Annotated in this window: 21 protein-coding genes; 7 read left to right on the top strand and 14 right to left on the bottom strand. The window is 61.5% G+C overall.

What is annotated here, in order from left to right; translation table 11 throughout:
* Positions 1-72 precede the first annotated feature (72 nt).
* From rssC to HYI44_RS23035, 3 genes are all read right to left on the bottom strand, one after another.
* A complete protein-coding gene (gene rssC / locus HYI44_RS23025) occupies positions 73-555 on the bottom strand; it encodes an anti-sigma factor antagonist RssC (protein ID WP_007935262.1) in 483 nt (160 codons plus the stop codon).
* The gene (gene rssB, locus HYI44_RS23030; protein WP_045062484.1) at positions 555-1736 is read right to left on the bottom strand and encodes a two-component system response regulator RssB; all 1182 of its coding nucleotides are present in this window, start codon (positions 1734-1736) and stop codon (positions 555-557) included. The genes rssC and rssB overlap by 1 nt, the downstream gene beginning before the upstream one ends.
* Positions 1737-2113: 377 nt before the next feature.
* Positions 2114-2803 (bottom strand): VacJ family lipoprotein, encoded by a 690-nt coding sequence (locus HYI44_RS23035; RefSeq protein ID WP_122838183.1) that lies wholly within the window; start codon positions 2801-2803, stop codon positions 2114-2116.
* Between the two features lie 198 nt (positions 2804-3001).
* Between HYI44_RS23035 and HYI44_RS23040 the strand changes: the two genes are divergently transcribed.
* Positions 3002-3622, top strand: a complete 621-nt coding sequence (locus HYI44_RS23040; RefSeq protein ID WP_225570606.1) for an HAD family phosphatase — start codon at positions 3002-3004, stop codon at positions 3620-3622.
* 125 nt (positions 3623-3747) lie between these two features.
* Positions 3748-4011, top strand: coding sequence for a DUF4404 family protein (locus HYI44_RS23045; protein WP_122838181.1), 264 nt, complete (start codon positions 3748-3750; stop codon positions 4009-4011).
* Positions 4012-4102: 91 nt separating this feature from the next.
* Here HYI44_RS23045 and queF read toward each other — a convergent pair whose 3' ends face one another.
* Both queF and HYI44_RS23055 read right to left on the bottom strand, forming a co-directional pair.
* Positions 4103-4933, bottom strand: coding sequence for an NADPH-dependent 7-cyano-7-deazaguanine reductase QueF (gene queF / locus HYI44_RS23050; RefSeq protein WP_045062474.1), 831 nt, complete (start codon positions 4931-4933; stop codon positions 4103-4105).
* 142 nt (positions 4934-5075) lie between these two features.
* Positions 5076-5591 carry a plastocyanin/azurin family copper-binding protein gene (locus HYI44_RS23055; protein WP_225570607.1) on the bottom strand — a complete coding sequence of 172 codons (516 nt, stop codon included), beginning with the start codon at positions 5589-5591 and terminating at the stop codon, positions 5076-5078.
* Between the two features lie 155 nt (positions 5592-5746).
* Here HYI44_RS23055 and HYI44_RS23060 point away from each other — a divergent pair, with 155 nt between their 5' ends.
* Together HYI44_RS23060 and HYI44_RS23065 are read left to right on the top strand one after the other, a co-directional pair.
* Positions 5747-6427, top strand: coding sequence for a heavy metal response regulator transcription factor (locus tag HYI44_RS23060; RefSeq protein ID WP_122838178.1), 681 nt, complete (start codon positions 5747-5749; stop codon positions 6425-6427).
* Positions 6427-7776 (top strand): heavy metal sensor histidine kinase, encoded by a 1350-nt coding sequence (locus HYI44_RS23065; protein WP_225570608.1) that lies wholly within the window; start codon positions 6427-6429, stop codon positions 7774-7776. The genes HYI44_RS23060 and HYI44_RS23065 overlap by 1 nt, the downstream gene beginning before the upstream one ends.
* Before the next feature lie 113 nt (positions 7777-7889).
* Here the strand turns inward: HYI44_RS23065 and HYI44_RS23070 are convergent, their stop codons facing one another.
* From HYI44_RS23070 to HYI44_RS23080, 3 genes are all read right to left on the bottom strand, one after another.
* Positions 7890-9134, bottom strand: a complete 1245-nt coding sequence (locus HYI44_RS23070; protein ID WP_225570609.1) for a lipoprotein-releasing ABC transporter permease subunit — start codon at positions 9132-9134, stop codon at positions 7890-7892.
* Positions 9135-9197: 63 nt separating this feature from the next.
* Positions 9198-9881 carry a lipoprotein-releasing ABC transporter ATP-binding protein LolD gene (gene lolD / locus HYI44_RS23075; protein WP_163019364.1) on the bottom strand — a complete coding sequence of 228 codons (684 nt, stop codon included), beginning with the start codon at positions 9879-9881 and terminating at the stop codon, positions 9198-9200.
* 7 nt (positions 9882-9888) lie between these two features.
* Positions 9889-11139 carry a lipoprotein-releasing ABC transporter permease subunit gene (locus HYI44_RS23080; RefSeq protein WP_045062466.1) on the bottom strand — a complete coding sequence of 417 codons (1251 nt, stop codon included), beginning with the start codon at positions 11137-11139 and terminating at the stop codon, positions 9889-9891.
* 94 nt (positions 11140-11233) lie between these two features.
* Here HYI44_RS23080 and HYI44_RS23085 point away from each other — a divergent pair, with 94 nt between their 5' ends.
* Together HYI44_RS23085 and HYI44_RS23090 are read left to right on the top strand one after the other, a co-directional pair.
* Positions 11234-11815, top strand: a complete 582-nt coding sequence (locus HYI44_RS23085; protein ID WP_225570610.1) for a PilZ domain-containing protein — start codon at positions 11234-11236, stop codon at positions 11813-11815.
* Between the two features lie 14 nt (positions 11816-11829).
* Positions 11830-12552: a glycerophosphodiester phosphodiesterase gene (locus HYI44_RS23090; RefSeq protein WP_122838174.1), complete on the top strand. Its 723-nt coding sequence runs from the start codon at positions 11830-11832 to the stop codon at positions 12550-12552.
* A gap of 42 nt (positions 12553-12594) precedes the next feature.
* Here HYI44_RS23090 and sthA read toward each other — a convergent pair whose 3' ends face one another.
* The gene (gene sthA, locus HYI44_RS23095) at positions 12595-13989 is read right to left on the bottom strand and encodes a Si-specific NAD(P)(+) transhydrogenase (RefSeq protein ID WP_045062459.1); all 1395 of its coding nucleotides are present in this window, start codon (positions 13987-13989) and stop codon (positions 12595-12597) included.
* Between the two features lie 185 nt (positions 13990-14174).
* The gene (locus HYI44_RS23100; protein WP_225570611.1) at positions 14175-15233 is read right to left on the bottom strand and encodes an FAD:protein FMN transferase; all 1059 of its coding nucleotides are present in this window, start codon (positions 15231-15233) and stop codon (positions 14175-14177) included.
* 196 nt (positions 15234-15429) lie between these two features.
* On the opposite strand from HYI44_RS23100, the gene HYI44_RS23105 reads away from it, so the two are divergent.
* Positions 15430-16728: an MFS transporter gene (locus HYI44_RS23105; RefSeq protein ID WP_045062457.1), complete on the top strand. Its 1299-nt coding sequence runs from the start codon at positions 15430-15432 to the stop codon at positions 16726-16728.
* A 156-nt stretch (positions 16729-16884) separates the two neighbouring features.
* Here HYI44_RS23105 and HYI44_RS23110 read toward each other — a convergent pair whose 3' ends face one another.
* From HYI44_RS23110 to HYI44_RS23125, 4 genes are read right to left on the bottom strand one after another with little or no spacing between them, the layout of a single operon-like run.
* Entirely contained in the window at positions 16885-18294 is a 1410-nt protein-coding gene (locus HYI44_RS23110) for an efflux transporter outer membrane subunit (RefSeq protein WP_225570612.1), read from the bottom strand.
* Positions 18295-18333: 39 nt separating this feature from the next.
* Positions 18334-20484: a glycosyltransferase family 2 protein gene (locus HYI44_RS23115; RefSeq protein ID WP_225570613.1), complete on the bottom strand. Its 2151-nt coding sequence runs from the start codon at positions 20482-20484 to the stop codon at positions 18334-18336.
* Between the two features lies 1 nt (position 20485).
* Entirely contained in the window at positions 20486-21730 is a 1245-nt protein-coding gene (locus tag HYI44_RS23120; RefSeq protein WP_225570614.1) for a hypothetical protein, read from the bottom strand.
* Complete coding sequence (locus tag HYI44_RS23125; protein ID WP_225570615.1) at positions 21727-22932, bottom strand: hypothetical protein; 1206 nt, start codon at positions 22930-22932, stop codon at positions 21727-21729. Before HYI44_RS23125 ends, HYI44_RS23120 begins: the two co-directional genes overlap by 4 nt.
* Positions 22933-23231 lie beyond the last annotated feature (299 nt).

The raw sequence follows: 23231 nt of genomic DNA on the forward strand, positions 1-23231 counted from the left end.
CAGTGCAAAAAGGCGAACCCTCAGGGGTTCGCCTTTTTTGTGTGTGAATTCCAGTGTGGGAATTTGACAGTATCAGTGGCGCTCGAGCGCGTTCACCAGGTCATGGAAGGCTTCACGGTTGGAGTCGTTGAGCCCCATCAGAATCTTGTGCGCTTCCAGCACTTTGATCCGCACCACTTCTTCCGACTGATCCTGGTCTGGCAGGTCGGTCAGGCACTCAGGGCACGGGATCGGGCGGTCAACTATGTTGAACACCTGCTCGAAGCCCATGGACTGCAGCAGACGGGTGATGTCTTCGTGGGTGGTGACGACGGTCGGCAGCAGGCCGACTTTTTGCCGCGACAGGATCGACAATTTGGCCAGCAGGCCAAGGGTGGTGCTGTCGATGCTACGGGTCTCGGTCAGGTCGATCACGATGGCGTTGAAATTCAACGCCGTGAAGATCCGCTCAATAGTCGCATCCAACGCCGAACACAGGGTCAGGCGAACTTCACCGACGAACTTCAGGACGAAGGTGCCGTCCTGCTCGGCGAACTGGATTCTACCGGTACTCATTAAAGATTCCTGCTCAACACCAACAGGGCGATATCATCCGGCATCTCCCCAAGCGTGGCCAATCCAAAAACCTGCCGCAACCCATCCAGGGTGCCGCCCGCTGCCTTGACCCGCTGGGGCAAAGCCGCTTCTTTTTCCTTCAGTGTAGGCTCTGGCAGAAGGTCCAGGATGCCATCGGACATCAGCGTCAAGCTGAAGGTCGGTGGCAGTTCCAGTACGTGGTCTTCGTAGGTGGCTTCATTGAAGAGGCCCACCGGCAGACCGCGCCCTTCCAGATAACGAACACTGTCTGGCGTGTACAACACAGGCAACGGCAAATGACCACCGATGCTATAGGTCAACAAACCTGTCTCCTCGTCGATGACTCCACCGACCATTGTGACGTGTTTACCCAGCTTACAACTGATCAGGCCTCGGTTGATATGACCAAGCACCTCTGAAGGCTTGAATTCCGGCAATGTACCGCTGCGCTTGGATTCGAACAGCAAGCGCGTGGTCATGAACTTCAACAGCACGGTGACGAAGGCTGACGAAGCGCCGTGACCGGAAACGTCCGCCAGGTAGAAGGCTACCCGACGCTCATCGACACGGAAATAGTCGACAAAATCACCCGACAGGTACAGCGACGGGATGATTTGGTGAGCGAACTGGAACTCATCGACGGTCCAGGGGCTGACCGGCAGCATGTTCATCTGCACCTGGCGACCGGCGTTCTGATCTTCCTGCAGCAGGTTGAGGCTGGCTGCCAGCTCGCGGTTGGCTTTCTCCAGCTTCTCACGGTAGCGCTGGTTCTCCAGCAGCAGGCGCGCGCGATCCAGGGCCCGGCGCACGGAGTGCTCGAGCACAGCCAGATCTTCGAGAGGCTTGATCAGGTAGTCAGCCGCGCCCAGGCGCAGGGCCTCGACCGCGTCATTCATCACGCCGGCACCCGAAACCACAATGACCGGGGTTTGCGCAGACCGCTCGGTGACCTGACGGATAAGTTCGAGTCCGCCCATCTGTGGCATGCGCAGATCGCAGATGACCAGGTCGGGCTTGTCTTGCTCGAATACCTGAAGACCTTGCTGGCCATTGCTGGCCTGCAGGACGCTGAAACCACTGTCTTCCAAATAGGCGGCGAGACTCGCGCGCACTACTTCGTCATCATCGATTATCAGCAGCGTGGCACTGGTTTTTGGCATGTGGGCAAACGGCGCCAGAATTAGGTTGGCGTAGCAGGCGGGGTTCAGACCCGGCTCTCACTACTGGATTCGCTTTCTAGCCTCTCTGACGCGCCGGTTTCGGGCTTTTGCCCTACGCACAGCTCACACCAGAGGTGCCCTCTAAGGCGCAGACGGTACTCCCATCCGCTGGGCGTTTCAAGCTCGTGGCGAAGGTCACTTGAGGACTTTACCTGGCAAATGACCAGTAGTTATAAGAACCGCTAAAACCGTAACTCAATGTTAGGTAAGACTCGGTGCGCAAAACGCATGCCCAGCCCCGTAAAACCTGGAGTTTGCGTGATCCGGACATTGAAAAAGGCGGCACAATGGCCGCCTTTCCTTATGCCTGGTCGAAATCAGAAATCGTCTTCGACCTGACCGTCCTTGACCTTGAATTCACGATTCTGCAGGTAGGCGTTACGGATGAACACGTACTTGTCGCCGTTGATCAGCTTCTCGGCCGACAGCAGGCTGGCGCGGGCATCGACCACATCCAGCGCCATGAACGAGTTGCGCACGGCGACGTCGTCGACATAGCGATAGGCGCCGACATAGGAGTCCGGGTACCTGGCCGGCGCATCGCGCAAGGTGCTCGGGCCGAGTAACGGCAGCATCACGTACGGGCCACTCGGGACACCCCAGTAACCCAGGGTCTGGCCAAAGTCTTCATCGTTACGTTGAAGGCCCATGCGGGTACCGACGTCAATGAAGCCCAGCAGGCCAAACGTGGTGTTGAAGATCAGGCGCGCAGTATCGACGCCCGCTGCAGCCGGCTTGGCCTGCAGCACATTGTTGGCGAGGTTGCGCACGTCACCGATGTTGCGGAAGAAGTTGTGAATGCCATCTTCGACAAACTGCGGCGTCACGTACTGGTAACCCTGGGCCAATGGCTTCAGCGCATAGGTGTCGAGTACGTCGTTGAATTTGTAGATCGGGCGGTTGACGCTTTCCCAAGGGTCTTCTTCCGTGGCTGCCTGGGCAACGAAAGGCACCAGCAACACGCTGGAACACACACACAGCTGAGCTAGAAGGTTGCTCCAGCGCATAGAAAAACTCCTTGGATTGTACTGACGCGGGCTCTGGGCCCAAGCGTTGAGCTGGCTAGTATAAGACGTAAAGGCCGTTTTAGGCAGCATCGCCGTAAGCCCGCGCGCAAGTACAGGTGGCCTTACGGTCGATAACAGCAGTGTCACTCAACTGTCACCCGCGTCCAATAGCCTCGGTACTATTTCAAGGATGCTGAAATGCCGCACGCCGAACCCTTGCCCCTCGCCGCGCCCCGCCTGACCGCCGTGTTGTTTGGCCTCAGTGGCTGCCTGGTGGATTTCGGCGCGCGCACCCGCCAACACGCCGGCCATCAAGGGGAGCATGCCGAAGCCACGCCTGGCGCCCTGGACAGTCTGCACAGCTTGCAGCGACAGCAAATCCCCTGTGCCTGGCTCGATGAACTGCCCCCTGCCCTCAGCCACTCCCTGGCGCTCGCGTTGCCGGAATGGATCAAACCTTCGACACAACTTGCAACAAACAATCCATGGCCGTCCCCCCATGCCTGCTGGGAAGCCTTGATGGCCCTCAACGTTGCCCAACTGGATGGCTGCGTGCTGGTGAGCGGTGAGCCGCGGCTGCTGCAGTCAGGCCTGAACGCCGGTTTGTGGACCATCGGCCTGGCCTCCTGCGGATCGCTGTGCGGGCTGGCGCCGAATGAATGGCAGGCGTTGAGCGCACAGCAGCGCGAGCTCAAACGCGGCAAGGCCACCGTGCAACTGTTCGGCCTGGGCGTGCATTCAGTGATCGACCACCTGGGCGAACTCGACACTTGCCTGGCGGACATCAGCCTGCGCCGGCTCAAGGGCGAAAAGCCCTGATTGGCGCCTCGCCACGATCAACGCATGCAGGTTGCCCGCGAGTGGATTAATCTAAAGGCAAGCCATAGACCTTTGGCGCGCTGCTGCGGTCTATGCCAGTGCCTATCGATAAAAGGAAGAACGTCATGCCTGCCCGCGAACTGCAAGAACAGCTCAATACCCTGCGCGAGCAACTGGAACAGAATCCGCCACTGACGGAAGTGGAGCGTGAAGACCTGCGCGTACTGATGCAGCAGATCGAACTTGAGCTTGAGCTTGAGACCAAAACCCAGGATTCAAGCTTGTCCGATAATGTGAACCTGGCGGTCGAGCGCTTCGAAATCGAGCACCCGACCCTTGCTGGCACCTTGCGCAACATTGTGCAGGCGCTGGGCAACATGGGTATCTGAATTCGCCCGAGACAAAAAAGCCCCGCCAGTGATGGCGGGGCTTTTTATTGTGCGCAATGTGCAATGCTTTCCCAGTGGGAGCACGAGTTCTTTATTGGCGGACCAGGCGGTGGTTCGGCAGTTGCACGGCTTCGGTACTGCGATACGGGTTGATATCCAGACCGCCACGGCGCACATAACGCGCATACACGGTCAGCTTCTCGGGTTTGAGCAACCGTTGCAGGTCAAGGAAGATCCGCTCAACACACTGCTCATGGAAGTCCGAATGCTGGCGGAAGCTGACGATGTACTCCAGCAGGCTCGCGTGATCCAGCGCCGCACCACGGTATTCGACTGCCACACTGCCCCAATCCGGCTGGCTGGTGACCGGGCAATTGGATTTGAGCAGATGGCTGTGGACGCTCTCCTCGACGATGCGCGAATCATCGCAACGCAGCAGCTCCGGACGCGGGTGTTCGTAGTTGCTGACACTGATATCGAGGTCGTCGATGCACACGCCCGGCAATGCGACGACGCCTTCGGCCTCCACCTCCTTCAGGCTGCGGATGCGCACGCCCACCGGTTTGCCGGCGGCAGCGGACAAGTCCTTGGCAAGGGTTGCCTCAAGGCTTGCCGTGTCAGCGAATGGCGTCTGGTTCAGCGAGTTGAGGTACAGCTTGAACGACTTCGACTCGATGATATTCGGCGAGTCCGCCGGAATGCTGAATTCGCCGATCGCCACCACGGGCTTGCCGGAAGGCAGCAACCACGACAGCTCGAAGCAGTTCCAGAAGTCCACACCCGTGTACGGCAGGGTTTGCGCCGTCAGGCCGAGCTCGGCCCATTTTGCGGTGCGCGGGATCGGGAACAGCAGGGACGGCGTGTAGGTGGCGATGTATTCGCTGGATTTACCCAGCGGCGAGTGTTCGGCTGCGGGATGCATGGCGGAAACCTGACTGAAGAATCAGGGGATTCTATCAGTGTTCAGGGGTTTTGTTGGGGGTTGGGGATTGGGAATTGGGTGGTTTTGGAAAGATCGCAGCCTCGTTGCACTCGACAGCTCCTACACAGCTCATGCGCAGCGGCTACGGGGATTCGATGGTTAGTTTGCCGACCATGCCGGCCTGGTAGTGGCCGGGGATGTTGCAGGCGAACTCGAGGCTGGTGGGTTTGGTGAAGTTCCAGGTCAGTTCGGCGGTTTTGCCGGGCTCGACCAGCACGCTGTTGGGGTCATCGTGCTTCATGCCATGCCCCATGGCGGCGTGATCCATGCCCTTCATGCCGGTCGGTGTCAGCATGCCGCTTTGCTGCATCTGCAGCATGGCCTGTTGATGTTGGGCATGCATGGCTGCATCGCCGAGGTTGAACTCGTGCAGCAACTGGCCTTTATTGACCAACACAAAACGGACGGTCTCCCCCGCCTTGACCTTGATTGCCCGAGGATCGAACGACATGTCACCCATGACCACTTCAATGCTGCGGGTCGCCTTGGCTGCCGGGGCCGGCTGACCAAAATCGACGGAGTGCGCCGGCGACGCCCACGCCGGGGCGCTCAGCGCCAGCAGGCATGCGGTCAACAGCACGGGTTTGCGCAAAAACATGGGTCTTCTCCAACAAGATAAGGTTCAGCCTGTAGAAAACTCTAAACTGCCACGACTGCCCATAACCTGACAGGCAGATTACAACTTTGTCAGGTTGGCCTGCACTCGCGCGGCCCACGGTATAAAGCCTTCGTTCCATTGACCCCGAGCTCTCCATGAAACTGTTGATCGTCGAAGACCAAGCGAAAACCGGCCAATACCTGCGCCAGGGCCTGACCGAGGCCGGGTTCAATACCGAGTTGGTGGCCGACGGCAGCACTGGTCAACAGCTGGCACTGAGCGGCGAATACGCGTTGTTGATTCTTGATGTGATGCTGCCCGGGCGCGATGGCTGGCAAATTTTGCAGGCCGTGCGCGGCGCAGGCCTCGACACGCCAGTGCTGTTTCTCACCGCCCGTGACGCCGTGGAGGACCGGGTCCATGGCCTGGAGCTGGGGGCCGACGATTATCTGGTAAAACCCTTTGCCTTCTCCGAATTACTGGCGCGGGTGCGCAGCCTGTTACGCCGTGGCAGCGCCCCGCCCCAGGACACCAGCTTGCAACTGGCGGACCTGCGCCTGGACCTGATCCGGCGCCGGGTTGAACGCAGTGGGCAGCGCATCGACCTCACCGCCAAGGAATTTGCCTTGCTGGAAATGCTGTTGCGCCGTCAGGGCGAGGTGTTGCCCAAGTCGCTGATCGCTTCACAGGTGTGGGACATGAATTTCGACAGCGACACCAACGTTATCGAAGTGGCGATCCGCCGGTTGCGCCTGAAGATTGATGATGACTTCCCCAACAAGCTGATCCACACCGTGCGCGGCATGGGTTACGTCCTCGAAGAGCGCTCTGCCTGATGCCTCGTCTGTCCTTGAGCAGCCGCCTGGCGCTGCTGTTTGCTGCCTGTACGGCGGTGGTTTCACTGATCGCCGGCGTGCTGTTCAGCCGTGCCAGCGAGGCGCATTTCATCGAGTTGGATCAACAGTTGCTGGACGGCAAATTGATTGGCTTGCGTCGGGCGCTGCACGACATTCAATCGAGCGACAGCCAGGCCAGGCTCGCCGATGAATTGAGCCGCCAGGCCGACCTGGCACTGCGCATCACCGGGGCTGACGGCCGGCGCTGGTACGACAGCTCGGCGCAGCTGCCGGAACAACTTCCACTGACAGCAGGCTTGTCCACCACCCGCCACGCAGGCACCGACTATCGAGTGCTCAGCGCCCCGCTCTATCCGGGCCAACCCGACTCGCCGCAATTGACCCTGCTGCTCGACATCACCCATCACCAGCACTTCCTGCAGCGCATGCAGCGCCTGATCTGGCTGACCGTCGGCCTCTCGGCGCTGGCCACTGCGCTGCTTGGGGCCTGGGCGGCGCGCAGTGGCTTGCGGCCGCTGCGGCGCATGAGCGAAGTGGCGCGCGGGGTGTCGGCCCAGTCGCTGAACGCCCGATTGCCCGAAGAGCAGATGCCACCCGAACTTGCGCAAATGGCCCACCACTTCAACGCCATGCTGGAACGTCTCGACGACTCATTCCAGCGACTGTCGGCTTTCTCCGCCGACATCGCCCATGAGCTGCGCACGCCGCTGTCAAACTTGCTGACCCACACCCAGGTCACCCTCACGCGCCCGCGACCGCTGGAGGATTACCGCGAGGCGCTGCACAGCAATCTTGAAGAGCTGCAATGGATGGCGCAGCTGGTCAACGACATGCTGTACCTGGCCAAGGCCGATCACGGGTTGTTGATGCCCACCCGCGAACCGCTCGACCTTGGACAGGAAGTGGATGTGCTGCTGGAGTTTTTCGCCCCCCTGGCGGAAGACGCACGGGTGACATTGAGCCGTGAAGGCACTGCCAGTATGGAGGGTGATCGCAACATGCTGCGCGGCGCGCTCTCCAATCTGCTGGACAATGCCTTGCGGTTTACCCCGGCGGAGGGTGAGGTGCGCGTGCGGATCAGCCAGCAACCCAAGGTGTTGGAACTGGTGGTCGAGAACACGGGCGAAGGGATTGCCGCCGAGCTGCTGCCGCGCTTGTTTGACCGCTTTTATCGGGCGGACCCTGCGCGGCAGGAAGGCAGCAGTGAACATGCGGGGCTGGGCCTGGCGATTACCCAGTCGATCATCAGGGCCCATGGCGGGCAGATTCGGTGTGAATCGGGGGATGGCTGGACGCGGTTTTTGATTGAGCTGCCAAAAGGAGTCTGACCCCCGCCCCGGCAGGAGCTGCCGAAGGCTGCGATCTTTTGATCCTGTTTTTTAAGAGCAAGATCAAAGGATCGCAGCCTGCGGCAGCTCCTACGGGGGGGCGGGGTCAGGGCTTACGAATACCGTAGAGCATGCGCCGGCTCGATCTTCGCCGCTCGCCACGCCGGGTACACCGTGGCCAAAAAGCTCAACACGAACCCCGCCGAGCAGATCAACAGCACATCACCAGCCTGCAGTTCCGAAGGCAGGTTGCTGACGAAGTACACATCCGAACTGAAGATGTGCTGCCCGCTCACGCGCTCCACCCAACCCACCAGCTCGCTGACGTTCAGCGCTGCAATCACGCCCAGCACCCCACCAATCATGGTCCCGACGATCCCGATCACGGTGCCCTGCACCATGAAGATCGCCATGATCTGCCGTGGCGTGGCGCCGATGGTGCGCAGGATCGCGATGTCCGCGCCCTTGTCGTTCACCACCATGATCAGGGTGGCAATGATGTTGAAGGCGGCGACGGCGACGATCATCAGCAACAGCAGGCCGATCATGGTCTTTTCCATCTTCATCGCACTGAACAGGCTGCCCTGGGTGTGGGTCCAGTCATCCGCCCGGTAGGCGCTGCCGAGACTGCCGGCAATATCGCTGGAGACCTTCGGTGCCGCGTACAAGTCCTTCACCGCCAGGCGCACGCTTTGTACCTGGTTCGGCTGCCAGTGCTGCATCTGCGCGGCATCGGCCACATGAATCAGCGCCATCGAGCCGTCCAGCTCGGCGCCAACCTTGAACACACCCACCACGTTCAGGCGCTGCATACGCGGCGTGATGCCGCCCGGCGCCGTGCTCACTTCCGGCACGATCAGGGTGATCTTGTCGCCCACGTTCAAGCGAAAACGCCGGGCCGTGATTTCACCGACCACCACGCCGAACTCACCTGGCTTGAGCGCATCCAGGCGCCCCTGGACGATATGCTTGGCGACGATCGACACCTGGCCTTCGAGCGCCGGGTCGACGCCGCTGACCTGGATCGGCTGCATCGTGCCCTTGTAGGACAGCATGCCTTCCATCTCGGTGAACGGCACGGCGGCGGTCACTTCGGGGTTTTTCATGGCGGCGGCGGCCACCGGCTGCCAGTCGTCGATCGGGTTGACGCCGACGATGGTCGCATGCGGCACCATGCCGAGGATGCGCGAGCTCATCTCGCGCTGGAAGCCGTTCATCACCGACAGCACCACGATCATGGCGAGCACGCCCAGGGCGAGACCGATCATCGAGGTCATCGAGATGAAGGACACGAAGCGATTGCGACGCTTGGCGCGGGTGTAGCGCGCGCCGATGAAGATCGATAACGGTCTGAACATTCGCTGGGGCACCGTATAAAAATAAATGACCCGAGGTCGTTGCAGACCCCGGGTTTCGACCAGTCAGATAGGCGTCAGGCGGCCTTCCTGCAGATGCAGGACGCGATCCATCTGGCGGGCCAGGTTCATGTCGTGAGTCACCACCAGGAACGCCGTGCGCATCGAAGTGCTGAGTTCCAGCATCAAGTCCTGGATGCCCTGGGCGGTGTGGGAGTCGAGGTTGCCGGTGGGCTCGTCGAGCATCACCAGGCCAGGCTTGTTCACCAGGGCGCGAGCGATGGCCACACGCTGGCGTTCGCCACCGGACAGTTCGGCCGGCTTGTGCTCCAGGCGATGGCCCAGCCCTACCCGCTCCAGCAACGCCGTGGCACGCTGGCGCGCCTCGGGGATCGCAGTCTTGCCAATCAGCAGCGGCATGCAGACGTTTTCCAGCGCGGTGAATTCCGGCAGCAAGTGGTGGAACTGGTAGACGAAACCCAGCGACCGATTGCGCAACAGGCCGCGATTCTTCTCGCTCAGGGCCGACAGCTCTTCCCCGTCGAGCCACACGCTGCCCTGGGTCGGCGTATCGAGGCCGCCCAACAGGTTGAGCAAGGTACTCTTGCCCGAACCCGAGGTGCCGACGATGGCGACACGCTCACCTGGGTGCAACTCCAGTTGCAGCCCCGCCAGGACCTCGACCGATTCCGGACCTTCCTCGTAGGACTTGCCCAGGTTGCGGCAGCTCAGGATTGCTTTTTCACTCATGCCCAATTCACTCATAACGTAGCGCCTCCGCAGGCTGGGTGCGCGCGGCACGCCAGGCTGGATACAGGGTGGCGAGGAAACTCAGGATCAACGCGGCGGCACAGACCATCACCACGTCCTGGCTCTGCACTTGCGACGGCAGGTAATCGATGAAGTACACATCGGCGTTCAGGAACTTGTGGCCAATCAGGCCTTCGAGGGCCGAGATCGCTGCGCTGACGTTCAGCGCGGCGAAAATCCCGACCACGGCGCCGATCAGCGTACCGAACACCCCGATCACCGTGCCCTGCACCATGAAGATCGCCATGATGGTGCGTGGCGTCGCACCCAGGGTGCGCAGGATCGCGATGTCACCCTTCTTGTCGTTCACCACCATCACCAGGGTGGAGATGATGTTGAACGCGGCCACGGCCACAATCAGCAGCAACAGCAGGCCGATCATGGCTTTTTCCATGCGAATCGCCTGGTACAGGTTGCCGTGGGTACGGGTCCAGTCACGCGCGTAGTAACGGTCTTCGCCAAGTTGCTGGGCGATGTTCCACGCGGTACGGGGCGCCTGGAACAGGTCGTCGAACTTGAGGCGGATGCCCTGCACCTGATCCGGCTTCCAGCGATGCAGTTTCGCCAGGTCCTGGAGGTTGGTGACGCCCAGGTAACCGTCGATCTCACCGGCGCCGACATGGAAAATGCCGACCACGGTAAAGCGCTTCATGCGCGGGAACATCCCGGCCGGGGTCACGGTGACTTCCGGCGCCACGAAGGTCAGCTTGTCGCCGATCGCAGCACCCAGCTTGGCGGCGGCCTTGTCGCCGATGACGATGCCGAAACTGCCGGGCGCCAGGTCGTCGAGTTTGCCCTGCAGCATGAACTTGTCGATGATCGACACCTGGCGCTCCAGCGCCGGGTCGATGGCATTGAGCAGCACCTTGGACACCTTGCCGTTGTTGGTCAGCAACCCCTGCATCTGGGTAAACGGCGCTACCGCCGTCACCTGCGGGTTCTGCTTGACCTTGGCCGCCAGGCTTGGCCAGTCGCTGATCGGTTCACCGGACTCGATGGTCGCGTGGGGCACCATGCCCAGCACGCGGGTGCGCATCTCATGATCGAAGCCGTTCATGACCGACAGCACCACGATCATCACGACCACGCCCAGGGCGAGCCCGATCATGGAGGTCAGGGAAATGAACGACACAAAATGATTGCGACGCTTTGCACGGGTATAACGCGTGCCAATAAATACGAAGAGAGGTCTGAACATGTCGGGGCTTGTTCGGAGGGAAAAGGAACGTCCTTGTGGCGGGGGTCGATAACCAGCTTTACACTCAGACCACCGCCGCTACCATGGGTTCGCCATGTCGACATTAGATGAAGAAGATCGCCGCGAATACTACCGTATCGAGGACACGATCGCACTGGAAATTCGGCCTTTGTCCGCTGTCGAAGCCGCGGGCCAGGAAGTGTTGCAGGATGCTTCTCCACTGTTCAATTTGCTCAGCGAATTGCACCTGAGCGAATTCGAATCGCAACACCTGTTGCGCCAGATCAGTGAACGCGACCGCAACCTTGCGGCATTCTTGAAATCCCAGAACAAACGCATCGACCTGCTGAGCCAGGTGATCGCCCTCACCGTGCTGGGGCAGATTGGCGAGCCGCAACCGGTGATCATCTCCGAAGGCGGCGTCGACTTTCAGCACCCCACGCCGATTGCCACCGGGGCGCGCCTGTCGATCAAGCTGGTGCTGATGCCGCAAGCCCTTGGCCTGCTGCTGCGCGCCCGGGTGACCCATTGCGATCCCAAGGGCGACGGCTACGACATCGGCACCGAGTTTGAACACCCCACCGATGCCCAGCGCCAATTGCTCGCCCGCTATATCTTGCAGAAGCAGGCCCAGGAACGTCGCCTGGCCCGCGAACAAAACGACTCAGGCCTCTAAATTAAGGAAGAACCGTGACCCTCATCTACGGCCATCGCGGCGCCAAGGGCGAAGCACCGGAAAACACCCTGACCAGCTTTCAGCAATGCCTCAAGCACGGCGTGCGGCGTTGCGAACTGGACTTGCACCTGTCCAAGGACAACGAGCTGATGGTCATTCATGACCCGACGCTCAAGCGCACCACCGAACGGCGCGGCAAGGTCGTCGAACATACGGCGGCGGAGCTTAAGACCTACGACGCGCGCAAAGGCGGCCCGGGCTGGATCAAACCGTGCCCGATCCCGACCCTCGAAGAACTGTTCGAACAATGCGATTTCGAGCATTGGCAGCTGGAAGTCAAAAGCGCTTCGCGCACCCGCGCCGCCACCACCGTGCTGGCGATTCGCGAAATGGCCCAGCGTTTCGGCATGCTCGACAAGGTCACCATCACCTCGAGTTCACGGGAAGTATTGAAGGCTGCACTGGATCTGGTGCCGGACGTGTCCCGCGGGCTGGTAGCCGAATACGCCTGGCTCGACCCGTTGAAGGTCGCGCAAAGCTATGGCTGTGAGTTTCTCGCGCTGAACTGGACCCTGTGTACGCCGGAACGCCTGGAGAAGGCGCAGCGCCAGGGGCTGCATGTGTCGGTATGGACAGTCAACGAGCCCGCGCTAATGCGCAGGCTCGCCGACTTCGGCGTTGACAGCCTGATTACAGACTTTCCCGGTTTGGCCAGCGCCACGCTCGAGAATTGCTGAAATCGGTCTCCCCGGCCGGCTCAGGCCACCGGCCGGAGCCGCTCAAAAAAGCCGGTTGAGGCCATCGTAGGCCGCTACCCGATAGGCTTCGGCCATGGTCGGGTAGTTGAACGTGGTGTTGACGAAGTACTTCAGCGTGTTCAGATCGCCCGGCTGGTTCATGATCGCCTGGCCGATGTGCACGATCTCCGACGCCTGATAACCGAAGCAGTGAACGCCCAGCACTTCCAGGGTCTCGCGGTGGAACAGGATCTTCAGCATGCCTTGCGGCTCGCCGGCAATCTGCGCGCGCGCCATGCTCTTGAAGAACGCCTTGCCCACTTCGTACGGCACCTTGGCCTGGGTCAGCTCCTGCTCGTTCTTGCCGATCGAGCTGATCTCCGGGATGGTGTAGATGCCGGTTGGCACGTCATTGACGAAGCGCCAGCTGTGGTTGTCGACGATGCTGCCAGCGGCCGAACGGCCCTGGTCATGAGCGGCACTGGCCAGGCTCGGCCAACCAATCACGTCACCGGCGCCGTAGATGTTCGGCTTGCAGGTGCGGTAAGCCTCGTCCACTTCGATCTGGCCACGGCTGTTGACCTTCACGCCAATGTTTTCCAGGCCCAACTGATCGGTGTTGCCGGTACGGCCGTTACACCAGAGCAAGGCGTCGGCCTTGATCTTCTTGCCGGACTTGAGGTGCAGGATCACGCCATTGTCCACGCCTTCGACGCGGTCATAATCTTCGTTGTGGCGCACGGTGATGTTGTTGTTGCTGAAGTGATAGCTCAGGGCCTGGGAGATTTCCGAGTCCAGGAAGCTCAGCAACTGACCGCGGTTGTCCACCAGCTCAACCAGTACACCCAGGCCACTGAAGATCGAGGCGTACTCGCAACCGATCACGCCGGCGCCATAAACGATGAGTTTGCGCGGGGTGTGGCCGAGGCTCAGGATGGTGTCGCTATCGTAGATACGCGGGTGGTGGAAATCGATATCCGCCGGGCGATAAGGACGCGAGCCGGTGGCGATGATGATGTGCTTGGCCACCAGTTTCTCGACCACGCCGTTGGCGCAGACCACTTCGATGGTTTGCTCGTCGGCGAAGCTGCCGGTGCCGAAGAACACGTCGACACGGTTACGGGCGTAGTAGCCGGTGCGCGAAGCGACTTGCTTGGAGATGACTTTCTCGGCGCTTTTGAGCACGTCCGGGAACGAGAACCAGCGCGGCTCACCAATGGCCCGGAACATCGGGTTGGTGTTGAACTGCATGATCTGCCGCACCGAGTGACGCAAGGCCTTGGACGGGATGGTGCCCAGGTGGGTGCAGTTACCGCCGACCTGGCGACGGCTATCGACCATCGCCACCTTGCGTCCTGCTTTGGCGGCGTTCATTGCCGCGCCTTCTCCTGCCGGGCCGGAACCCAGCACCACCACGTCGTAGTTGTAGACAGCCATGCGTACTCCTCAGAACAGGCCGCGGCGCCCTCGGCACCTGCGGCTAAATCACGCCATCTGCGGCGTGAAGGAACAATTTGGGGCCAGTGCAGAACCCGGACACAGTCTATAGAAGCGTCAACGCCGGGCACATTAACCCTTGGTCGCGTCGTAGGCTAGTTTTGCCTGCACTACAACGCCAGCGTTCATTGCTTTTTTTGGCTGGCTGCGCCACTGAGCCGCTCGAAAGCCTGATTGGTTCTTGTGACGAAACCGGTATCGGTTCGAATCACAAAAAAAGCGCCGATAGCGTATTTCTCAGCGTAATCCCAGCCGCGTTCCGGCCCGAGAATCAGCAACAGCGTCGATAAGCCATCGGCCATCAGCGCCGAAGGATGGATCACCGTGACTGCCGCCAGGGCGTGGGAAACCGGCGCCCCGGTGCGCGCATCGAAGGTGTGGGAATAGCGCCGGCCATCCTGCTGGAAGTAATGACGGTAGTCGCCCGAGGTGGACACCGCGTAGCGATCGACCGCGATGATTTTCTCCGGGACCTGGCGGTCATCCCGGGGCTCCTCCAGGGCGATGCGCCACGGACTGCCGTCGAGTTTGCGGCCGACCGCCTTGAGTTCACCGGTGGCTTCGGCGAGGTAATCGTGGATGCCCATGGCCTCAAGCCGGGCGGCGATGGTGTCGACCGCGTAACCGGCGGCGATGCTGTTGAAATCGACTTCCACTGCAGCGTCCTTGCACAGCTGATCGCCTTCGATGCGCAAATGCCGGTAACCCACTCGCTGGCGCACCTGGGCCAGTGCTTCGGCGCTCGGGACGACTTCCTGGCGCGATTGCGGACCAAATCCCCAGAGGTTGAGCAGCGGCTCGACCGTCAGGTCGTAGGCGCCTTCGCTCTGCTGTGACAGCTGCTGGCCGACCCGGACGAGTTCGAGGACGGGCGCGGGCATGTTCTGACAGTGGTTGGCAGGCAGATGGTTGAAACGCTCAATGTCGGAGTCGCTGCGGTAGGTCGACATTTGCCGGTCGACCCGAGCGAGGATTGTTTCCACCTGCGCCTGCACCTCAGCGGGTGCGGGCAGGCCGGCGCGGTGCACATACTTGATTGAATAGGAGCTGCCCATGGTGGGGCCCCCGAAGCTTTCCATGGAGTCACCGTTGCCGCAGCCGGACACAACCACGGCCAGCACCACAAGCCCACTCCACCGTCCAGTTAACAAATCTTCATCTCCCCGCAAAACCGCGCCGGCCATTATGGACCTCAGAGCGCAGAGGAGCGAGGGCTGCCGGCGCCCGTCAGGCAAACGCAAAACCTGTGGGAGCGAGCGTGCTCGCGACCGTGGTGCGTCAGCCAACAGCCGTGCTGATTGACCCCACGCCATCGCGAGCAGGCCCGCGCGCACAGGTGCCGTGTTTTCAAACAAGATTTACCAGCGTGAGTACCTACACATGTCTACCCCCACGAGCAAAGGCAAAGCGATCTTTCGCGTTGTCAGCGGCAACTTCCTCGAAATGTTCGACTTCATGGTCTACGGCTTCTACGCCACCGCCATCGCCAAGACCTTCTTCCCCGCCGACAGCGCGTTCGCGTCCCTGATGCTGTCGCTGGCGACCTTCGGCGCCGGCTTCCTGATGCGGCCGCTGGGGGCAATCTTTCTCGGTGCCTACATCGACCGTCACGGGCGTCGCAAAGGCCTGATCATTACCCTGGTGATGATGGCTGCCGGCACCGTATTGATAGCCTGCGTCCCGGGATACGCCACCCTGGGGGTCGCGGCACCGCTGCTCGTGCTGTTCGGCCGCCTGCTGCAAGGTTTCTCGGCGGGCGTCGAGCTTGGCGGGGTGTCGGTGTACCTGGCCGAAATATCCACTGCGGGCCGCAAAGGCTTTTTCGTCAGCTGGCAGTCCGCCAGCCAGCAAGCGGCGGTGGTCTTCGCCGGTTTGCTGGGCGTGGCCTTGAACCATTGGCTCAGCCCGCAGGAAATGGGTGAATGGGGCTGGCGCGTGCCCTTCCTGGTCGGCTGTCTGATTGTGCCGGTAATCTTCGTGATTCGTCGTTCACTGGAAGAAACACCGGAGTTCCAGGCACGCAAACATCGCCCGACCTTGCGCGAGGTGGTCCGCTCGATCGGGCAGAACTTCGGCATCGTCATCGCCGGCATGGCCCTGGTGGTCATGACCACTGTGTCGTTCTACCTGATCACCGCCTACACGCCGACCTTCGGCAAGGCCGAACTGCACTTGTCCGACCTGGATGCCTTGCTGGTGACGGTGTGCATCGGCTTGTCGAACTTCTTCTGGTTACCGGTGATGGGCGCATTTTCCGACAAGGTCGGGCGCAAACCCCTGCTGCTGGCGGCGACGCTTCTGGCGATTCTTACCGCCTACCCTGCCCTGTCCTGGCTGGTGGCCAATCCGAGCTTCAGTCACTTGCTGATCGTCGAGTTGTGGCTGTCGTTCCTGTACGGCTCGTACAACGGTGCCATGGTCGTGGCGCTGACCGAGATCATGCCGGTGGAAGTGCGCACCACCGGTTTTTCCCTGGCCTACAGCCTGGCGACCGCAACCTTCGGCGGGTTTACTCCGGCAGCCTGTACCTATCTGATTCATGTGCTGGATAACAAGGCCGCACCGGGGATCTGGCTGACGGGCGCAGCGGTATTGGGGCTGATTGCGACCCTGGTGTTGTTCCGCGGCAATCGCCATGAATTGCGCACGGCGCAGGCGTCTGTGGTCGGCGGCGCCTGATCGATCGCCATCGCGGGCAAGTCGAATCGTCGCACCGCCGGCTCCCACAGTGATCTGCGCCGAACACAAATGCTGTGTCCAACACCAATACCTTGTGGGAGCGGCGGTGCGACGATTCGACTTGCCCGCGATGGGGCCCGCCGCATCACTGCATCATCACCGCCCAGCCACCTTCAAAGAGCCACCCCAGCCCCCACCCAACGCCTTGTACAAGGTCACCTGGTTAATCTCCCGGGCCAACTCCAGCTGCGCCCACTTCTGCTGCGCGTCAAACAGCGAACGCTGTGCATCCATGGTTGAAAAATAGCTGTCCAGCCCAGCCTCGAAGCGCAGGCGGGACTGGCGGTAAGCCTCCTGATAATCCCCCACCAGTTTCTTCTGGAACTGCACCTGGGTGAGCATCTCCTGACGCGCATTCAAGGCATCGGCCGCTTCCCGAAAAGCGTTCTGCACCGTGGCCTCGTACGCCGCCGTTTGCCCGTCAAACCGCGCATGGCTGGCGTCCACTTGTGCACGACGGGCACCACCATCGATCAATGGCAACGACCCCGCCAGCGCCACGGTCCAGAACTCCGCCGGGCCGGTGAGCAGGCGCGAGAAGTCCCCGGTCAGGCTGCCCAGGGCCGAGGTCAGGGAAAAGGTCGGGAAGTACGCGCTACGGGCGGCACCAATGTCGGCATTGGCAGCGCGCAGCTGGGCTTCGGCCGACATGATGTCGGGGCGTCGTTCGACCAATGACGCCGGCAAACCGGCCGGCACGTCCAGCGTCGCCAACTGCTCGCCGAGCACACCCGTGGGCAGCAAACCCGGCGGCACCGGCTGCCCCACCAGCACCCGCAGGGCATTGCTGTTCTGCGCCACTTGCATCCGGTAAGTGTTGACCTGCACCGCCGCCGTATTGGTCTGCGCATCGGCCTGGTGCACGTCGATCCGGGCGCTGGAACCCAGGTTGAAACTCTTGCGCAGCAACTGCCCGTAGCGGTCCTGGGACTGATAGGTATTCTGCGCCAGGTCAAGCAGGTGCTGATTGGCCTTGAGCGTCAACCAGGTACTGGCCACTTCGCCGATCAGCGCCAGGCGTGCGGCCTGGTAATCGCCCTCAGACGCTTCGAACCGGGCCCCGGCGGCATTGCGCTGGCTGCGAATGCGACCGAACAGGTCCAGCTCGTAGGACGTGAAACCACCGGTGGCCTGGAAGGTGTTGGCAATACTGCCGGCACTGTCGCCGCCATTGGGCGTGCGCACCAGCGGCGGCAACTTGCTGCGTCCGGCATAGGTGTCGATGCCAATGGTCGGGAACAGCCCGGACTGCGCACTGGCATAACCCGCCCGCGCCTCTTCGACACTGGCCGCGAACTGGCGCAGGCTGCGGTTGTTGGCCAGCGCCAGGTCGATCAGCTGGCGCAGGCGGTCATCAACCACAAAGCCGCGCCAGTCCTTGTCGAACGCCTGCTTGCCCGCGCAGCATTCGCCGGCGGTATTGGCCGGCCATTGCTGGTCGATCGGCGCATCGGGTTTCTCGTAGGTCGGCTCCAGCGAACAACCACCCAGCAGAAGCAATGACATAAAGTATGAGGTCGATAAGCAACTGTTCATGGCGCGCACCTAAAATCGTTGGCCGAGCAGAGCTCGCAAGGGTGAAAGCAGCAAAGACCAAAGGCCTGACCGACTGACGCTGACATGCGGCAACGGCTGTCTACGCGAACGCACACTGACCGGTCGCCAGCGACGCAGCGGGGCGTAGGACGACGCCCTGGCCGGCGCAGGCAAGCGCGGCGCCGCTGATTTTTCACCTAGCAATGCACGCCGTAACAAGGTGCCGAACGCCAGCCCCGGCTCCGCCTTGCTGACGACATTGATCGTTGCATCGCTGAACAACCGCGCAATCAACCGTCGCCGCAGCGCTTCATCAAGCTCGGCAAACCTCAGACCCAGTTGATTGTCTCCGTGGTTGCGCATCACCTCGACATCCAGCCAACCCAGTTTGTCGACCCACATCTGCCCGCACAGCCCCGGCTTGATCGACGAGGCGAACGCGCACTCGAACGACGCGCCGCTGAGGGAGATATCCACCAGGCGCCCGGCGAGCACCTTGCCGCCAAACCGAAACCCCGTGGGCTTGTTGAACGGAAAACGCTCTTCACCGTGCAAGCGCGGGCGATCCACACAGGCGACCAGCGTTGCCAGGTTGTAGACCAGCGCGACCACCGTCCAGCACAGGTTGAACAGCATGTTGCCGTCGAACGAGGCGGCAGTGCTGATCGCGATATAGGCGCCAATCTGCGAGAACAGCGTCAAGGCAAAAAAGAACCCGAACAGCTTCCAGTGCACCATGGTTTTGGTGCGATCCAGGCCTTTGGCGGTCACTTTGAACGGCCGCCCGAACGGCCGGATCATCGCGCTGGCGATGGTGGCGGTCACGGCCAGGGAAGCAACGATCTGCGTGACCTCAGTGAAAATCGGCAAGGTGCGCCGGTCCGTGACCCAGGTGCCGTAGCCCCAGAATGCGATCAGCGCCGGCATGCCAAACGCGAGAAAGTCCATCGGTGTGGCGTAGAAACCGGCAATTCCGAAGTACCAGTACAGCACCGGCGACACCAGCATCATCAGGATGAAGGGCTTGGAAAACCAGTGCATCAGCCCATGGATGTAGTGCAGGCGGTCGTTGAGCGTATAACCGCTGCCGCGCAACGGTCCATCCTTGAGCAACGCCACCTGAATGGTGCCCAGGCACCAGCGCCCGCGCTGGTTGATGTACTCGGTCAGGCCTTCGGCCGACAAGCCGATCGACAGGCGCTCATTCAACCAGCGGGTGACGTAACCTTTCTGCAGCAGCCGGTAGGTGGTGTAGATGTCTTCGCAGACCGAGCCTGTAGGAAAACCACCCATCTCGTTGATCAAATCGCGCCGCACCACGAAGGACGTACCGACGCAAAATGCCGCATCCCAGCCATCCTTCGCCGGCTGAAACACGTCGAAGAACACCCTTTGCTCATCGACCCAGCACGCCGAAGTGCCCAGGTTGTGCTGGATCGGGTCGGGGTTGTAGTAGAACTGCGGAGTCTGCACCAGGCCGACTTTCGGGTCGTCGAACAAGCCCAGGGTGCGCAACAGGATCGGCTGCTGCGGCGCAAAATCGGCATCCAGCACCAGTATGTACGGCGCGTTGCTGCCGGCCGCCGACTGGCGCAAGCCATTGTTCAGGTTGCCGGCCTTGGCGTGGGCGTTATCAGGGCGGCGCGCGTACTGCACGCCGACCTCGGCACAGTAATCGCGCAGCCAGTCCCGGCGCGTGTCGTCGAGCACCCAGATGGTGAAATTCGGGTAGTCGATGGCCTGGGCGGCAATAATGGTTTTTTCCAGGATTTCCAGGCCTTCGTTGTACGTGGCGATGAAGATATCGACCGCTGGCGCACTCACGCCCTGGGCGCGCAAGCGTCGCTCGCCCGCGTCCGCAGCCTTGCTGTGATCCGAGCGACAGAGCATCACGACGATGGAAAACAGCGTGTAACCGATCGCCAGCATTTCGAAGAACAAAAAGGTGTAGGCCCAGACCGTGGCAAACCCGGAATGGCCGTCCGGCAAGGTGTCGCGAATCCGCCAGGCCGCGTAGTTGAGCAACAGCAACGCGGTCACGGCGCCGAATCCGGCGCGCGCAGCCCATTGGTCCCGATGAGTCAGGCAGGTGAACAGAATCACCAGCGCCAGGGTCCAGAAGTTGATTTGCATCAGTTGCAACGAGTCCAGTGCCTGCATGTCAGTCAGCCTCTAGCGAACCGGTAAAGGGATTGACGCCGGTGGCCGCAATCGCCGCCCACGCCGTGGCGCCCAGGTGAGGCAGGTGGTAATAGAAAAAATCGTTGGTCACCGAGTCCGGGCCTATGGCCAGCCCGGTACTGATGCGCGGTGCCGGGGTCGCGTATAGCCAGCCATTGCCGGCTTCCTGGGCCAGCAAAACACTCCACAGCGGCTTCGCTTTGTCACTCAGGCCGTTTAGCTGTGCGACCGCAGCGGCTTGCGCGGTGCCTTCGGTCCACAAACCATCGGGGTCGCGATTGAAGCCGTAGCCGTCACCGGACCGGTGCGCGCGATCGACAAAAGCGAACACCCGACGCCAATCCCCGGGCGGGTCGTGCAAGGCAATCAACGGCCAGATTTGCGCGTCCAGCCCGGAGCGCACGCGGTCCGAGGTCTGGCCATCCGCCCCGGTGCCGATCAGAAAGCGCCCTTCCGTGGCGTCCCACTGGCTGGCGACAAACTGCCGGGCGATCTGCGCCTGCCGCGCTGTGCCTTGATCCGGAGCCAGCGCATTGAGCGCCGCCCACGCAGCCGCCAGGTCGACGTTATGCTCGGTAGACTTCCAGTTCTGCTGGATCTGCTGATTGAAGTACCCGTAGTAGCCCCCACTAAAGCCCGCCGGTGCCTGGGCGTCGTAGGTCTTGTCCTGCGACCAGCGCAGGACTTTTCTTGCCGCGTCCAGGTAAGCGCCCTCGCCGCTTTGGCGAAAAGCCTCAAGCAACGCCAGCGCCGCCCAGGCCTGGTTACCGGTCGCGCTGCTGACTTGATAGGCGTCCTGGTTCCAGGCGTTGCGTTCGGTGCTCCAGTAGCCGGGCAGCTTCATCGGCGGCGCACCCACGGGGCCAGCAGCGTAGGCGTTGCGCAAACGGCCATCGTGATATTCGGGATCGTGGTTGGTTGCAAAGACCAGAGCATCGGCGATGCGTCGCGCCGACCCGGCCTTGCCACAGGCGAACAAGGCAATGCTCGCCAGGGCGTTGTCGTAAGTGAACGCCACCCCGCGCAACGCCAGGATCGGCGCCGGCTCACCATTCAGCGCCGGGTAACTGGCCACCAGCACCGGGCCCGCCGGCTGCGTGGCCACCGCGCGATCGAGCGCGGCGCAGGTCATTGTCGCCAGTTGTGGCCTGGCGGCCGCCGCCAATGAGGACGCGCCAGTGCCCATGAGTATCACGCTGACCACCCCGCGCAAGAGGCCGTTCATGGTCGCGACACCTCGGCACTGGCCCATAGCCCGGGGTTGCAGGTCATGGCGCGCTGGCTATCGGTGAGGTCGGCGGCAAAGGTGCCGACCACATACACCGAGTTCTGCTCGGCGTAGGGGAACGGCACGCTGTAGGAGTTGGCGCGAATGTCCGAAGCGCTGGATAACAACTGCACCACGCTGGCCTTGAGCGGCTCGGCAAGGCCGCGGATTTTCACGGTCAACACACTGTCACGATCGATCTTGCTGGCCATGCGCTCCGGGAACACCGCAATCACATAGCTCTGCCCGCAATCGGTGGCGCGCAGCAAGGTCGAACCGGCCTGCACCAGCGTGCCCTGGGGCGCCAGGAGTTCCTGGACAGTACCCGGCGAATAGGCCACGACATCGTACCCGGCCATCAGCTTGACCCGGTTCTGCTCGGCATCGATCAAACGGTTGAGGTTGTCGAGCTCCTGTTGATAGGTCGCCCGATTGCGCGCCTGATTTTCCAGGCTGAGCTTGAGCGTGGTCATCTGCGCCGTCAGGTCGAACATGCGCAGTTGATCCGGGTCGAGGTACACCTGCTTGTTGGCCGCACTGACGTCGCCGTCGTTGATCCGCAACTGCGAGCGCACCGACTCGGCCGCACCTTGCAAGGACGCCAGCTGCGCTTTCGACGAGGCCACCACCGCGCCACTCACCGCCCCCTGCACGAACAACTCCAGGTTGCGCTCGACCGTTTCCTGGGCGTCCATCAACCGCGCACTGGCGGCACTGTTTTCGGCCCGCAGCGCCCTTTGAGTAAAGAGTTGCCGGGTATGAAAAGCGGTCTGGTACTGCTGACTGGTTTTTTCCAGTGCCTCGTAATACTGCTGATCATGTTCGGCCTGGCTGGCCGAGGAAGATATCTGCTGTTCCAGGGTGAGCCGGCGCGTTTGCAGGGTCAGCAAGGTTTCCTGATTCGCCCGGGGATTTTCCACCACGGCGATTTTCTGGCCCTGGACAAAGGTCGCACCGGGTTTGACGTCCAACGCACTGACCACACCATCAATGGGCGTAGTGAGCAGGATCACCGGCGCATTCAAAATCGCCCGGGTGGCAGAGGCCGACACCAGGGGCATCAGCAGTGTCGACATCAGTAACCAGACGACAAAACCCAGGACTCCCAACCCCACCAGGCGCGGTAACAGCGACAACAACTTCGATCGTTCTTCCGCCATGTTCGACTCTCCCGATAGACCAACCGCGTAAAAGCCAGGCAATAACATGCCGTGACCGCAAAACACTTTCGGCAGGGTGAGCAATACGAAACAGGGCGCTGCACGGCAACTAAGCCGGAACAGTTTTAATTAGATTTATAGTGATGTGAGCAGGAATGAGATTCCTGTCTTTTTGGAGAGTTGTAACCGGACACAGAAGCAATATACCCGACGAAGCCCAAGGCAGAGCGGGCCGTCACAGGCGACACTAGTTTCAGTAAGTGACAGTGTCAAGTATTTGGACGGAACAATTAAATGGC

It is taken from the genome of Pseudomonas sp. Y24-6, assembly GCF_020295325.1.
Classification (GTDB): domain Bacteria; phylum Pseudomonadota; class Gammaproteobacteria; order Pseudomonadales; family Pseudomonadaceae; genus Aquipseudomonas; species Aquipseudomonas gregormendelii.

Excerpts from the sequence above, each read along its gene's own strand:
- rssC (WP_007935262.1), bottom strand. The coding sequence starts at position 555 with ATGAGTACCGGTAGAATCCAGTTCGCCGAGCAGGACGGCACCTTCGTC.
- rssB (WP_045062484.1), bottom strand. The coding sequence starts at position 1,736 with ATGCCAAAAACCAGTGCCACGCTGCTGATAATCGATGATGACGAAGTA.
- HYI44_RS23035 (WP_122838183.1), bottom strand. The coding sequence starts at position 2,803 with ATGCGCTGGAGCAACCTTCTAGCTCAGCTGTGTGTGTGTTCCAGCGTG.
- HYI44_RS23040 (WP_225570606.1), top strand. The coding sequence starts at position 3,002 with ATGCCGCACGCCGAACCCTTGCCCCTCGCCGCGCCCCGCCTGACCGCC.
- HYI44_RS23045 (WP_122838181.1), top strand. The coding sequence starts at position 3,748 with ATGCCTGCCCGCGAACTGCAAGAACAGCTCAATACCCTGCGCGAGCAA.
- queF (WP_045062474.1), bottom strand. The coding sequence starts at position 4,933 with ATGCATCCCGCAGCCGAACACTCGCCGCTGGGTAAATCCAGCGAATAC.
- HYI44_RS23055 (WP_225570607.1), bottom strand. The coding sequence starts at position 5,591 with ATGTTTTTGCGCAAACCCGTGCTGTTGACCGCATGCCTGCTGGCGCTG.
- HYI44_RS23060 (WP_122838178.1), top strand. The coding sequence starts at position 5,747 with ATGAAACTGTTGATCGTCGAAGACCAAGCGAAAACCGGCCAATACCTG.
- HYI44_RS23065 (WP_225570608.1), top strand. The coding sequence starts at position 6,427 with ATGCCTCGTCTGTCCTTGAGCAGCCGCCTGGCGCTGCTGTTTGCTGCC.
- HYI44_RS23070 (WP_225570609.1), bottom strand. The coding sequence starts at position 9,134 with ATGTTCAGACCGTTATCGATCTTCATCGGCGCGCGCTACACCCGCGCC.
- lolD (WP_163019364.1), bottom strand. The coding sequence starts at position 9,881 with ATGAGTGAAAAAGCAATCCTGAGCTGCCGCAACCTGGGCAAGTCCTAC.
- HYI44_RS23080 (WP_045062466.1), bottom strand. The coding sequence starts at position 11,139 with ATGTTCAGACCTCTCTTCGTATTTATTGGCACGCGTTATACCCGTGCA.
- HYI44_RS23085 (WP_225570610.1), top strand. The coding sequence starts at position 11,234 with ATGTCGACATTAGATGAAGAAGATCGCCGCGAATACTACCGTATCGAG.
- sthA (WP_045062459.1), bottom strand. The coding sequence starts at position 13,989 with ATGGCTGTCTACAACTACGACGTGGTGGTGCTGGGTTCCGGCCCGGCA.
- HYI44_RS23100 (WP_225570611.1), bottom strand. The coding sequence starts at position 15,233 with ATGGCCGGCGCGGTTTTGCGGGGAGATGAAGATTTGTTAACTGGACGG.
- HYI44_RS23105 (WP_045062457.1), top strand. The coding sequence starts at position 15,430 with ATGTCTACCCCCACGAGCAAAGGCAAAGCGATCTTTCGCGTTGTCAGC.
- HYI44_RS23110 (WP_225570612.1), bottom strand. The coding sequence starts at position 18,294 with ATGTCATTGCTTCTGCTGGGTGGTTGTTCGCTGGAGCCGACCTACGAG.
- HYI44_RS23115 (WP_225570613.1), bottom strand. The coding sequence starts at position 20,484 with ATGCAGGCACTGGACTCGTTGCAACTGATGCAAATCAACTTCTGGACC.
- HYI44_RS23120 (WP_225570614.1), bottom strand. The coding sequence starts at position 21,730 with ATGAACGGCCTCTTGCGCGGGGTGGTCAGCGTGATACTCATGGGCACT.
- HYI44_RS23125 (WP_225570615.1), bottom strand. The coding sequence starts at position 22,932 with ATGGCGGAAGAACGATCGAAGTTGTTGTCGCTGTTACCGCGCCTGGTG.